11 protein-coding genes are annotated in these 12,958 nt (G+C 56.4%); 6 read left to right on the top strand and 5 right to left on the bottom strand.

The features are described from left to right. The 4 genes from WG29040_RS17370 (at nucleotide 1) to WG29040_RS17355 (ending at nucleotide 3,777) form a co-directional block, all read left to right on the top strand. Nucleotides 1-825 (top strand): mechanosensitive ion channel domain-containing protein, encoded by an 825-nt coding sequence (locus tag WG29040_RS17370; protein ID WP_003441169.1) that lies wholly within the window; start codon nucleotides 1-3, stop codon nucleotides 823-825. 90 nt (nucleotides 826-915) lie between these two features. Further along, nucleotides 916-1,506 (top strand): RNA polymerase sigma factor SigX, encoded by a 591-nt coding sequence (gene sigX / locus WG29040_RS17365; protein ID WP_029612359.1) that lies wholly within the window; start codon nucleotides 916-918, stop codon nucleotides 1,504-1,506. A 107-nt stretch (nucleotides 1,507-1,613) separates the two neighbouring features. Continuing rightward, entirely contained in the window at nucleotides 1,614-2,588 is a 975-nt protein-coding gene (locus WG29040_RS17360) for an OmpA family protein (protein ID WP_003441173.1), read from the top strand. A 163-nt stretch (nucleotides 2,589-2,751) separates the two neighbouring features. Then, nucleotides 2,752-3,777 (top strand): quinone-dependent dihydroorotate dehydrogenase, encoded by a 1,026-nt coding sequence (locus WG29040_RS17355; RefSeq protein ID WP_127196610.1) that lies wholly within the window; start codon nucleotides 2,752-2,754, stop codon nucleotides 3,775-3,777. Nucleotides 3,778-3,921: 144 nt separating this feature from the next. Here WG29040_RS17355 and rmf read toward each other — a convergent pair whose 3' ends face one another. After that, a complete protein-coding gene (gene rmf / locus WG29040_RS17350; RefSeq protein ID WP_003441178.1) occupies nucleotides 3,922-4,137 on the bottom strand; it encodes a ribosome modulation factor in 216 nt (71 codons plus the stop codon). Nucleotides 4,138-4,678: 541 nt separating this feature from the next. Here rmf and rlmKL point away from each other — a divergent pair. After that, a complete protein-coding gene (rlmKL, locus tag WG29040_RS17340; RefSeq protein ID WP_003441183.1) occupies nucleotides 4,679-6,949 on the top strand; it encodes a bifunctional 23S rRNA (guanine(2069)-N(7))-methyltransferase RlmK/23S rRNA (guanine(2445)-N(2))-methyltransferase RlmL in 2,271 nt (756 codons plus the stop codon). A 116-nt stretch (nucleotides 6,950-7,065) separates the two neighbouring features. On the opposite strand, the gene dacB is transcribed toward rlmKL, so the two are convergent. Beyond that, nucleotides 7,066-8,532 (bottom strand): D-alanyl-D-alanine carboxypeptidase/D-alanyl-D-alanine-endopeptidase, encoded by a 1,467-nt coding sequence (gene dacB / locus WG29040_RS17335; RefSeq protein ID WP_127196582.1) that lies wholly within the window; start codon nucleotides 8,530-8,532, stop codon nucleotides 7,066-7,068. 232 nt (nucleotides 8,533-8,764) lie between these two features. Here dacB and WG29040_RS17330 point away from each other — a divergent pair, with 232 nt between their 5' ends. Next, entirely contained in the window at nucleotides 8,765-9,109 is a 345-nt protein-coding gene (locus WG29040_RS17330; RefSeq protein WP_003441192.1) for a YggL family protein, read from the top strand. Nucleotides 9,110-9,256: 147 nt separating this feature from the next. Here WG29040_RS17330 and WG29040_RS17325 read toward each other — a convergent pair whose 3' ends face one another. The 3 genes from WG29040_RS17325 to WG29040_RS17315 are packed head-to-tail and all read right to left on the bottom strand — an operon-like array spanning nucleotide 9,257 to nucleotide 12,841. Next, the gene (locus WG29040_RS17325) at nucleotides 9,257-9,838 is read right to left on the bottom strand and encodes a cob(I)yrinic acid a,c-diamide adenosyltransferase (RefSeq protein ID WP_003441193.1); all 582 of its coding nucleotides are present in this window, start codon (nucleotides 9,836-9,838) and stop codon (nucleotides 9,257-9,259) included. Between the two features lie 2 nt (nucleotides 9,839-9,840). Beyond that, nucleotides 9,841-11,877 carry a HAMP domain-containing sensor histidine kinase gene (locus WG29040_RS17320; RefSeq protein ID WP_003441194.1) on the bottom strand — a complete coding sequence of 679 codons (2,037 nt, stop codon included), beginning with the start codon at nucleotides 11,875-11,877 and terminating at the stop codon, nucleotides 9,841-9,843. Nucleotides 11,878-11,923: 46 nt separating this feature from the next. After that, nucleotides 11,924-12,841 carry a putative 2-dehydropantoate 2-reductase gene (locus WG29040_RS17315; RefSeq protein ID WP_127196609.1) on the bottom strand — a complete coding sequence of 306 codons (918 nt, stop codon included), beginning with the start codon at nucleotides 12,839-12,841 and terminating at the stop codon, nucleotides 11,924-11,926. Nucleotides 12,842-12,958 lie beyond the last annotated feature (117 nt).

The following is a 12,958-nucleotide window of genomic DNA, read 5'->3' as shown; positions in this document are numbered from 1 at the left end:
ATGGAACTTGATCTCTGGACCCAGAGCCTGGTCACGGCAATGACTGCCTTGTGGACTAAAATTGCCAACTTCATCCCTAACCTTTTCGGGGCGTTGGTGGTGGTGCTGCTGGGCTTCGTTGTAGCCAAGCTGCTGGATACCCTGCTGTCGAAGCTGCTCGCCAAGTTGGGTCTTGACCGTTTGATGGGCGGTACCGGTCTCACCAAGATTCTGGGGCGCGCAGGCATTCAGGTCCCGATTTCGACCCTGATTGGCAAAATCGTCTATTGGTTTATTCTGCTGATCTTTCTGGTCTCCGCCGCGCAGTCGCTGGGGCTGGAACGTGTCTCTGCTACGCTTGACATCTTTACGCTGTATTTGCCCAAGGTCTTTGGTGCGCTGCTAGTGTTGTTGGTAGGTGTGCTGGTTGCACAGTTGCTCAACGGTCTTGTACGTGGCGCTGCCGAGAGTGTCGGGTTTGATTACGCAGGCGGTCTGGGGCGTGTGGCACAGGGTCTGGTGATCATCATCAGTATTTCCGTGGCAATCAGCCAGCTGGAGGTCAAGACTGACCTGCTTAACCATGTAATTGTGATTGTACTGATTACCGTTGGCCTGGCTGTGGCCCTGGCCATGGGGCTGGGAAGTCGGGAGATTGCAGGGCAGATCCTCGCCGGGATCTATGTGCGTGAGCTGTATCAGGTTGGGCAGGACGTTCGAGTGGGTGAGGTTGCAGGTCAGATTGAAGAAATAGGCACGGTTAAAACCACGTTGCTGACTGATGAGGGTGAGCTAGTCTCCATCTCTAATCGGATCTTGCTGGAGCAGCACGTGACCAGCCGCTGATGCGGCAAACCCTGCTAATGTATGCCACCGCAAAAAAGCCTGTTTTCAAGGCTGCGGCGGACATTGACCTGACTGTCGGCACGACTCGTTTTGAATAAAGCCCAATCGCTATCCATGCGCTACGACCCCCGCGAGCTCTCTGATGAGGAGTTGGTGGCGCGCGCGCATGATGAGTTGTTTCACGTCACGCGCGCCTATGAAGAACTGATGCGACGCTATCAGCGCACCTTGTTCAACGTTTGTTCAAGATATTTAGGGAACGATAGGGACGCTGATGATGTCTGTCAGGAAGTGATGCTAAAGGTGCTGTATGGTCTGAAGAATTTCGAGGGCAAATCGAAATTCAAAACATGGCTATATAGTATTACTTACAACGAATGTATTACGCAGTATCGAAAGGAACGGCGAAAGCGTCGCTTGATGGACGCATTAAGTATTGACCCCCTCGAGGAAGCGTCCGAAGAAAAGGCGCCGAAACCTGAGGAAAAGGGCGGACTTGATCGCTGGCTGGTGCATGTGAACCCGATAGATCGTGAAATTTTAGTGCTGCGTTTTGTCGCAGAACTGGAATTTCAGGAAATCGCAGACATAATGCATATGGGTTTGAGTGCGACAAAGATGCGTTACAAGCGTGCTCTTGATAAATTACGTGAGAAATTTGCAGGTATTGCTGAAACTTAGTTCAGCGCAAATTGCTCTACGTGTAGGCAAGGTCTGATAGACTTGTCGCCGAGTTGTCCCCCGGATATGTGGGACTGCTTTACAATCACCAGATGGGGATTTAACGGATGAAACTGAAAAACACCTTGGGCATTGCCATTGGTTCCTTTGTAGCCGCAACTTCGTTCGGTGCCCTGGCACAAGGCCAAGGCGCGGTCGAGGGTGAACTGTTCTACAAAAAACAGTACAACGACAGCGTCAAGTCCGTAGAAGACGGTTACAACCCAGGCGCATCGATCGGTTACTTCCTGACCGACGACGTTTCGTTGAACCTGACCTACGACACGACTAACCACACCCGTTCCACCAAGGGTGACCATCAGAAAATCAAAGGCGACAACTTTGGTCTGAACGCTCAGTACCACTTCGGCACCGTAGGTGACGCTCTGCGTCCATACGTTTCCGGCGGTGTTGCTCACAAGAGCATGACCGGCGTTGAGGCCAATGGCCACAGCGGTCGCGACAAGTCGACTTTCCTGACTGCAGGCGCTGGTGTTAAGTGGTACATCACTGACAACCTGTTCGCCCGTGCAGGCGTTGAAGCTGACTACAAACTGGACAACGGCAAGTGGGACTACGCTCCTACCGTTGGCCTGGGTGTGAACTTCGGCGGCAACGGCGGTAAAGTTGCTCCTGCTCCAGTTCCAGCGCCAGCACCAGTTGCTGAGCCAGAGCCAGAAGCTCCGATCGCTGAAGTGGTTCGCGTTGAACTTGACGTGAAATTCGACTTCGACAAGTCGGTTGTTAAATCGCAGTACATGCCTGACATCAACAACGTTGCTGATTTCATGAAGCAGTACCCTGCGACCAACACTACTGTTGCTGGTTACACTGACAGCATCGGTCCAGACGCCTACAACCAAAAACTGTCGCAACGTCGTGCTGACGCTGTTCGTGCAGCTCTGGTTAACCAAGGTGTTGCAGCTAACCGTGTAGACGCTGTTGGTCACGGTGAAGCGAACCCAGTTGCAAGCAACGCAACTGAAGAAGGCCGTGCTCTGAACCGTCGCGTAGAAGCTACCGTTCAAGCAGAAGCTAAGTAATTTTTAGCTAGGCTGTTCAGAAAAACCCGGCTTAGGCCGGGTTTTTCTTTGCCTGCGATTTAGCCCGGCAGGGGCATTGTGATGCGTCTGCCCCTCGCTTGCGCAGGGGATGCGCGGCTATAATCGCGCCCCTATTCAAGTCATCTTCGAGACCATTGAGCCCATGTATAACCTGGCCCGCCAGTTGCTCTTCAAACTATCCCCAGAAACCTCTCACGATCTGTCCCTGGATTTGATCGGTGCGGGTGGCCGTCTGGGGCTCAACAGTTTGTTGTGCAAGACACCGGCAAAACTGCCAGTGACCGTCATGGGACTCGATTTTCCGAACCCGGTGGGGTTGGCGGCAGGTCTCGATAAAAATGGTGCGGCCATTGATGGCTTTGCACAGCTGGGTTTTGGCTTCGTCGAGATTGGTACGGTTACGCCGCGCCCTCAGCCAGGCAACCCGAAACCGAGAATCTTTCGATTGCCTGAAGCACAGGCAATCATCAATCGTATGGGGTTTAACAACCTTGGGGTTGATCACCTGCTGACGCGGGTTCAGGCTGCCAGGTACAGCGGTATTCTGGGCATCAATATTGGCAAGAACTTCGATACACCGGTTGAGCGCGCAGTCGACGACTACCTGATCTGCCTGGACAAGGTGTATACCCACGCCAGCTATGTAACGGTCAACGTCAGTTCGCCGAATACACCTGGATTGCGCAGCCTGCAATTCGGTGATTCGCTCAAGCAATTGCTTGAAGCCCTACAACTGCGTCAGAACGAACTGACGCAACGCCACGGCAAACGAGTACCGCTGGCGATCAAGATTGCCCCGGACATGACTGACGAAGAAACCGTCCTGGTGGCCCAGGCACTGCTTGAGACGGGGATGGATGCAGTGATTGCGACCAACACCACCCTGAGTCGTGTCGGGGTTGAGGGTATGGAGCATGGTGACGAGGCCGGTGGTCTGTCTGGCGCGCCGGTTCGCGACAAGAGCACCCATACGGTCAAGGTACTGGCGGCAGAGCTGGCAGGGCGCATGCCGATCATTGCCGCCGGCGGGATCACTGAAGGCAAGTACGCAGCTGATAAAATCGCTGCTGGTGCTAGCCTGGTCCAGCTCTACTCGGGCTTTATCTACAAGGGGCCAGCCTTGATTCGTGAGTCGGTCGACGCCATTTCTGCTCTGGTTCGCAAATAAAAGTTTGCAAAAGGGTAATTGCGTCGACAGGCAGGCATAAAAAAGGGCTCCCAAAAGGAGCCCTTGGGCCGAAGCCCGCCGCCCGGATAGGACGGCATGGTTAAGTCGTTACATCTTCGAGGTGATGTCGGATTATGCCCGGTGTTAGCCGACGGCGTGGAGTTCGTTGAGTTTGTGGATGCCCGCAGTGCCAGTCATACCGTCCCAGTTGTCGCCGCGTCCTTCGCGCCAGCCGTTAATCCAGGCTTGGCGTACCGACGGTAGAGTAAAAGGGCAAAGCTCACGGGACTTTCCATGAACGCCGTATTGATATCCGCGTATAAAAGCTTTTTCCAACGGATCACGCTTAAGTCTTCTCATAGGGTGTTGCCCTCACTTGTTGACTGTTTTATATAGCGTCGACCTACCAAGGGTCGGGGCAGAGTGTTCTGCCGTTGGTGTGCTCGCTGCCGGCGTGGCGAGCATTTTGTTGGCGCCTGTGCGGCGACAACCTAGGTTCAGTTCTAACCAATGCGCCAAGGCGTGTGAATGATCGTTTTGTCATAAGGACGTAACGATAATGGTGTTAAGGCCATAAGAACGGCTGCTTTTGCATGGCCGGTTTCGCCCAAAGCCTGATAGGGCGAGTGTTTACAAAGATGATGTGTTTCATTCTCTGCTGCGAATACCTATCCATAGCGCTGGGAGACTATTCGACGAAGGGTCTGATCATGACCATTTGTTTCTCGATGAATGACCTGCCTCTGCGTCTAAACTCTTCGTGCCTCAGGGCATGACTGATCGCGGGGGTGGAACGGCACAGTTTCGTGCCACACGAGCGCTCTTCAAGAAAAGCGCTTGATTGAAAACGGAGCAGGCAATGCGTTGTCTGCTCACTGATAGCTAAAAGCTCAGGAATCCCATGTCGGATCGTTACGAATTCTTCCTTACTTGTCCCAAAGGCCTTGAAGGCCTTCTCCTTGAGGAGGCTACCGGCCTTGGTCTTGAGGAAGCCCGCGAGCACACCTCGGCCATTCGTGGCATGGCAACTATGGAAACTGCCTACCGCCTGTGCCTCTGGTCGCGTCTTGCCAACCGAGTGTTGCTGGTGCTCAAGCGCTTCCCGATGAAAGATGCGGAAGACCTGTACCACGGTGTGCTGGATATCGAATGGCAAGACCATATGGTTCCGGACGGTACCCTCGCCGTTGAATTCAGTGGCCATGGCTCAGGCATCGATAACACCCACTTTGGCGCCCTGAAAGTTAAAGACGCCATCGTCGACAAGCTGCGCACGCCGTCCGGCGAGCGTCCTTCCATCGACAAGATCAGTCCCGATATTCGCATTCACTTGCGCCTTGATCGCGGCGAAGCGATTTTGTCCCTGGACTTGTCGGGCAGCAGCTTGCACCAGCGCGGCTACCGTCTGCAGCAAGGTGCTGCACCGCTGAAAGAAAACCTGGCAGCAGCCATTTTGATCCGTGCCGGATGGCCGCGTATGGCCGCCGAAGGCGCAGCCCTGGCTGACCCGATGTGCGGTGTGGGTACCTTCCTGGTCGAAGGCGCGATGATTGCTGCCGATATGGCGCCAAACCTCAACCGTATTCACTGGGGTTTTGACGCCTGGCTGGGCCATGTGCCGGCGATCTGGAAGAAGCTGCATGAAGAAGCCACGGCGCGTGCAGAGGCTGGCATGGCCAAACCGCCGTTGTGGATTCGTGGCTATGAAGCTGATCCGCGTCTGATCCAGCCTGCCCGCAACAACATTGAACGTGCGGGCTTGAGTCACTGGATCAAGATCTACCAGGGTGAAGTCGCGACCTTTGAGCCGCGTCCTGATCAGAACCAGAAAGGTCTGGTTATCTGTAACCCTCCGTACGGCGAGCGTCTGGGGGATGAGGCTAGCTTGCTCTATCTCTACCAGAACCTTGGCGAGCGCCTGCGTCAGGCCTGTCTGAACTGGGAAGCGGCAGTGTTTACCGGCGCCCCGGATCTGGGCAAGCGCATGGGTATTCGCAGTCACAAACAGTATTCGTTCTGGAACGGCGCCTTGCCGTGCAAGTTGTTGCTGATCAAGGTCGTCCCGGATCAGTTCGTCACTGGCGAGCGCCGCACGCCTGAGCAGCGTCAGGCTGAGCGTGAGCAGGTCGAATCTGATCTGCCGTCCAACATCGAAGCTCCGGGCAAGTACGAGAAGTTCAACAAGAACGGCAACCCGATCAAGCCGGCTCCTGTGGTGATCGAGCAGCCGCGCTTGAGCGAAGGCGGGCAGATGTTTGCCAACCGTCTGCAAAAGAACCTCAAAGCGCTGGGCAAGTGGGTCAAGCGCGAAGGTATTGATTGCTACCGTGTATACGACGCCGATATGCCTGAGTACTCGATGGCTATCGACCTGTATCACGACTGGGTTCACGTCCAGGAATACGTGGCGCCAAAATCCATCGATCCGGAAAAAGCCTCGGCCCGTATGTTCGATGCCCTGGCGGCAATTCCGCAGGCGCTGAACATCGATAAAAGCCGCGTCATCGTCAAACGTCGCGAGCGCCAGAGCGGCACCAAGCAGTACGAGCGTCAAAGCGCCCAGGGCAAGTTCACTGAGGTCAATGAGGGTGGCGTGAAGCTGCTGGTGAACCTCACGGACTATCTGGACACCGGGTTGTTCCTTGACCACCGCCCGATGCGGATGCGCATTCAGAAAGAAGCGGCCGGCAAGCGCTTCCTCAATCTGTACTGCTACACCGCAACCGCCAGCGTTCACGCGGCCAAGGGCGGCGCACGCAGCACTACCAGCGTCGACCTGTCGAAAACATACCTGGACTGGGCGCGACGCAACTTGTCCCTTAACGGTTTCTCGGACAAGAACCGTCTGGAGCAGGGTGATGTGATGGCGTGGCTGGATGCCTGCCGTGAAGAGTACGACCTGATCTTTATCGATCCGCCGACCTTCTCCAACTCCAAGCGCATGGAAGGCATCTTCGATGTCCAGCGTGATCATGTGCAGTTGCTGGACCTGGCCATGGCGCGTCTGGCGCCGGGTGGCGTGTTGTACTTCTCGAACAACTTCCGCAAATTCATCCTCGATGAAAATCTGGAAGCGCGTTATGCGGTAGAAGAAATTACCGCCAGCACCATCGATCCGGACTTTGCCCGCAACAGCAAAATCCACCGTGCCTGGAAAATCACGGCTCGGTAAGAGCAGTGACACCGGCATAAATAAAAACGCCCCCGATCTTGTGATCGGGGGCGTTTTTTATTGTGGGCTAAATGCCCGCGGCGCTACAGAATCATAGTAGCTAGGGCCTGCAAAATTTATTGCGCGATAGATACCGAGGTGTTGGCCAGGGCAGGCTGGCGATACAGGTCGAGCAGTACCTGGTCGAGAATCGATGAAGCGCCCCATGGGCGAGGGTCGTTGAGGATGGCCACGACTGCCCATGTATGACCGTTGCTGTCGCGGCTAAAGCCTGAAATCGCGCGCACGGTATTGAGGGTGCCGGTTTTGATATGGGCCTGGCCGTTCATGGCTGTGGTTTTCAGACGTTTACGCATGGTGCCGTCTTTACCGGCAATGGGCATAGAGCTGATGAACTCGGCCGCATACGGACTTTTCCAGGCGGCCTGGAGCATTTGCGCCATTTCCCGCGCGCTGACACGTTCGGCCCGTGACAGTCCGGAGCCGTTCTCCATGACCAGATGGGGCGCGGTAATGCCTTTCTTGGCCAGCCACTGGCGTATGACACGCTGTGCAGCCTTGGCGTCGTCACCATCGGCATCGCTACGGAACTGCGCGCCCAGGCTCAGGAACAGTTGCTGGGCCATGGTGTTGTTACTGTACTTGTTGATGTCGCGAATGATCTCTGCCAGATCCGGTGAGTAGGCCCGGGCCAGCAATTTGGCATTTTTGGGCACGGCGGCCTGACGGTTCTGCCCCTGAATGCTGCCGCCCAGTTCTTTCCAGATGGCGCGTACCGCACCGGCGGTATAAGTCGCATGGTCGAGCAAGGACAGGTAGGTCTGGGAGTTGCAGCCATCGGCCAGCTGGCCGCTGACGGTGACCAGGACCGACCCGTCGGCCTGGGTGACGGGGTTGTAGCGAACATCACCCGTGCATTGCTTGGTGTTGACGGCCTTTACCTGATTGTCGATCCGGATGCTGGCAATCGGTGGTTCGACCGAGATCAGCACCTTGCCGGCATCATTACGTGCAACAAAGCGCAGGGCTTTAAGGTTGACCATCAGTGAGTCGGGTTTGACCAGGAACGGTTTGTTCTTGTCGTTACCGTCGTCATCAAACACCGGCAGCTGTGGTTGCTCGAAGAAACTGCGGTCAAGCACCAGGTCGCCGGTGATTTGCTGCACGCCGTTGGCTCGCAGGTCGCGCATCAGCAGCCAGAGTTTTTCCATGTTCAGCTTGGGATCGCCACCACCCTTGAGGTACAGGTTGCCCTGCAGGATGCCGTTGCTCAGGGTGCCGTCGGTATAGAACTCGGTTTTCCACTGATGGGTCGGGCCGAGCATTTCCAGGGCCGCGTAGGTGGTCACCAGCTTCATGGTGGAGGCGGGGTTCATCGATACGTCGGCATTGAAGACTGTTGGAGTGCCGGGGCCATCCAGGGGGATCATGACCAATGACAGTGCATCGTTTTGCAGCTTGTTGGTCTTGAGGGCTTGCTGGACTTTTGGCGAAAGGGTGGTGTTGACGGGGGCGGCGTTGGCGCCGAAGGCGAGCGGCAAAAACAGGCTGGCCAGAAGCAATGGTCGTAAAGATTTGATCATATGAAGTAAAACCCTGCAGGCGAGGGGAGAAAATAAGAGGGCATGATAAATAAGCCCTCGATAGTCATAAAAGTATCGGCATTATGCCCCAAGGTCAGCGGGCTTGTGCATCGCTGTGATGCAGGTATTGGCTGATTAAATACAGAAAACGATGAACCGTTCACATGGAACCGGGCAACTGCGGCCTTAAGCTGCTAAAGTGCCGCCCGTAATTACTTATGAGGATTGTTCAATGGCTACTAATCGTTCCCAGCGTCTGCGCAAAAAACTGTGCGTTGATGAATTTCAGGAGCTGGGTTTTGAGCTGAACCTGGATTTCAAAGAAGACCTGTCGGAAGAGGCTATCGATGCATTCCTCGCAGCGTTTTTGAAAGAAGCCATGGAAGCTAACGGTCTGGGCTATGTTGGCGGCGACGACTACGGTCTGGTTTGCCTGCAGAAGCGCGGCTCGGTCAGCGAAGAGCAGCGTGCCGCTGTTGAAGCCTGGTTGAAAGCTCGCCCAGAGCTGACCAGCGTTGAAGTTAGCCCGCTGTTGGACGTGTGGTACCCGGAAAAGCCAATCAATCCGGTAGCCTGATGTCAAATGAAGGCAGCCCCAGTGGCTGCCTTCATGTTTTACCCCCGCCTGCATCTGGCCCGCTTCGGGCAGCGCTTTACTCTCTTTCTGCTTTTTGACCGCAACCTTGTGCGTGACTTCGCGCGGGTGGCACTTTTTGAGCTGCCATCAAGCCCCGGGCTTTGCTGCTGCCTGCCATAGAATTTCAGCGATCCCCTGCCGCTTGGCGATCAGGCGGGCTGCGACGAACAGTAAATCTGACAGACGGTTGATATACGCCAGGCCTGCCCCGGTCATGGGCTCAACTGCATTGAGTTGTTGGCAGCGACGTTCGGCACTGCGTGCCAGGCTGCGACAAACATGAGCTTGTGCGATCAGGCTCGAGCCGCCGGGCAGAATGAAGTTTTCCAGCGGGCCCAGTTCTTCGTTCCAGCGGTCAATCGCCGCTTCAAGTCTTTCGATTTCAAGGTTGTCGAGCGCCTGGTAGGCCGGCATGGCCAACTCGCCGCCCAGATCAAACAGCCGATGCTGACACGGCTCAAGTACTTCAATCAGCTCATTGAGCCCCGGGCATTGCGCGCTGTGCTCGGTGAGTCCGGCCAGCAACAGGCCGACCTGGCTGTTAAGGCTGTCGACCTCACCAATGGCTTCTATTCGCGGATGGTCCTTGGGCACACGGCGCCCGTCACCCAGGCCGGTTTCGCCCTTGTCGCCCGTGCGGGTATAAATTTTCGATAAACGAAAGCCCATGTCTAGAGTTCCACCTTGGTTGATTCCTGTGCGGCTATCAGGTTACCAGCCAACGGCAGGCGCAGGGTAAAGCAGGTGCCCTGACCCAGGGTTGAATGCACTTCCATTTGGCCCTTGTGGTTGTTGGTAATGATGAAGTACGACACTGACAGGCCGAGCCCTGTGCCCTGGCCAACTTCCTTGGTGGTAAAGAAGGGTTCGAAAATCCGTTTGCGCACGTGCTCCGGCATGCCGACGCCGTTATCTTCAACCTGTATTTGCGCCCACGGCGGGTTGAGCTTGGTACGCAGGATGATGCGTCCCGGTTCGCGCTTGTCGGTGCGCTGGTGAATCGCCTGGGCGGCGTTTTTCAGCAGGTTCAGCAACACCTGTTCAAGCTCGTTGGGAATAACGGGCACGGGGCCTAGCTGCGGATCGAACTGGCGCGTAACGGCGTGTCCCTTGAAGTCAAAGCCAATGCTCAGGTCAAAGTCATTGCTGGCGATATCTATGGCCTGATCGATGAGCGCAGACAAATCGCAGGGGCTCATTTGTCGATTGCTGCGCCGGCTGAAACTGAGCATGTGGGTGACAATTTTTGCGGCTCTGGCCCCTGCCTGCTGGATGCCATCCAGCAGTTTGGGTACTTCACGGGCTTGCAGGTAGCGATTGATAGCCTCCAGTTCTATACCGGCCTGCTGCGCCTGTTCCACATTCTTTGGTAGGTCGCTGGACAAGCGCCGGCGAATGTTCTGCACGTTATGCAGGATGGCGCCCAGCGGATTATTGATTTCGTGTGCCATGCCGGCGGCCAGGCCGCCCACGGAGAGCATCTTCTCGGATTGCACCATCATGTCTTCCAATGACAGGCGCTGGGTAATGTCGTCAATCCGGATAACCACACCGCGGCCGCCACCGCCCATCAGCGGGTAGAACGTCAGAGCATAGTGCCGTGCATCTTCGCCCTGGCCCCAGGTCACGCGTTCAATTTTAGCGACCCGGTGGTTTTCGATGGTGTCCTTGAGCTGTGGCAGGAAGGGCTGGAGGGGTTCGAAGGCAAGGTCAATCGGCTGATTCAAGGCCTCATCCAGTTGCGTTCCCGAGAGTACGCTGGCCTCCTGATTCCACTGGGTGACATAGAGTTGTTCGTCCAGAGCGATCAGGGCTGAAGGCATGGAGTCGATAATACTGTTCAGGTATTTCTGAAACCCGGTCAGTTTTTTCTCGATTTTGCTGCGTACCTGGACTTCCAGCTCCAGCTTGCGATTGGTGTTGCGGGTTTCTTCTGCGAGTGCCTGCGCTTGATCGTACGCTGCTTGTGCTTCATCCCGCGCACGCTTGAGTTCCTGTTCACGCGCTTCAATGCGCGACAGCATGGTGTTGAATGCCTCGGCGAGGCTGCCGATTTCGTCGTTGTTGCCCGGCGCTGCGCGTAAGGCGTAGTTCTCTTCCCGGGTGACCTGGCGCGACAGCTCTTCAAGTCGGTAAATGGGTTGGGTAATCAGGCGTTTGATCTGCCGGGCAATCACGAACCAGAGCAAGGTGCTGAAGATCAAAATCCCCAGGCTGGCGGTGAGTGTGCCGGTGTAAAACGCCATGGGCAGTTCGCTGCTGGCGACCAGCAGTAAATGCCCTGGAGGGCCCTGGTCCCGGGGGAGTTTCGCGAGTTGATTGCTGCGCAGTTCGGTCAGGCGCCAGGCTTCGATCTGGCGGTAGTGCTCGGGCAGCGGCAGGTGTTCTCCGTGCTGCAATTGCGCCAGAAGATTACCCGCACTGTCATAAATCGCAGCGGCCCGTAGAGGGGCGTAGCTGCCAATTTCCTCAAGCAGGGCTTCGGCGTTGTGTTCGGAGTCCAGTGCGTGAGCGATAAGTGCGGGTTTCGACGCCAGCTGCCCCAGTGTCTGCAAGGCTTGTGGTGCAGTGCTCTCGTGGGAGATCCAGTACGCAGCACTGATAAACGTCAGGTTGGCCACCAGCAACACGGTAGCCAGCAATACGAGGAGGGCGGCCAGCAACTTCTGGCCTACCGGGAGGTTTTCAAGGCGCTGGCGCAAGGGCATGGGTCGTCGCATTCAAGAAGAACAAGGCCGCAGAGTAGCGCGGGCCTCAGTTGCAGGGCAATCCAAGCTGCTTCAAGTGATTGCTGAGCCGCTGTTGCAGCGCCTGCAAGTGCGGGGCCGCGAGTTGGTGATTGGCAGCGGCTGCGCAGGCATAGCCCAGCAGGTAGCTGATTTCAGTGCGCCGGCCTTGGGTGACATCCTGGTGCATGGAAGAAAAGTTGTTGGCAGTGGCCTGGATGACGCGGTTGACTTCGGCAGTCAAATCGATCGCAGCCTCAGGGTGTCCGCAATGTTCAAGCAAGCGACTGAGTTCGGTGCACAGCGTGCCGACTTCGCCACTGTGTGCTTGCAAACCGCCGTTACGACAGTCGTGCAGTACGGTCAGTGGATTGATCGCACAGTTAAGGGCCAGTTTTCGCCATAAACGGCTCAGAATATTCGGGCTCCACTGGTGGGCTATGCCGCTGCGCTGCAGTTCTTCAAGCCATTGCGGTGCTTCGCCGCCGCTGGTATCTCCCAGCCATGTCTGGCCTTGGCCGGCAAACACTACGCGCCAGTCGCTCTGGCGAAATGCGCCTTCAGTGCTTGAGGCAAAGATGCAGCGGTTGTGTGGGACAAGGTCGGCGACGATTTGCTGACTGCCAAGGCCATTCTGCAACAGGATCAGTTCGGCATCGGGGCTGAGCCGTCCGGCAATCTGCCTGACGGCGTGCTCTGCGTCATAGGCCTTGCAGGTCACCAGCAGACGCTGAACTGGCTCGTCGGCCTCGGGTGTTTGGGCGCGGATGGGTATCAGTTGCGAGTGCTCACCTTCAACTAAAGTTACCCCCTGTGCCGCTTGATAGGCTTGCAGGCGCGCGCCGGTGCGCAGGATCAGCGTGACAGGCAGGCCGGCACGCGCCAGTCGCGCGGCCCACAGCATGCCCATGCTCCCGGCGCCGAGAATGTGCCACGGCGTCGGCATATTGGAGGAGGTTTGAGGCAAGGCCGAATTTGGCATGTGTACTCGCAAGTGAATGAAGTCGAAGAACCGCTATAATGCCCGCGCATTTTAACTGTCAGGTCAGGCGTGCTCCATCTG

The sequence above is a fragment of the Pseudomonas sp. PAMC 29040 genome (assembly GCF_003994535.1).
Classification (GTDB): domain Bacteria; phylum Pseudomonadota; class Gammaproteobacteria; order Pseudomonadales; family Pseudomonadaceae; genus Aquipseudomonas; species Aquipseudomonas paraversuta.
This window is presented reverse-complemented; position numbering and strand designations above follow the sequence as displayed.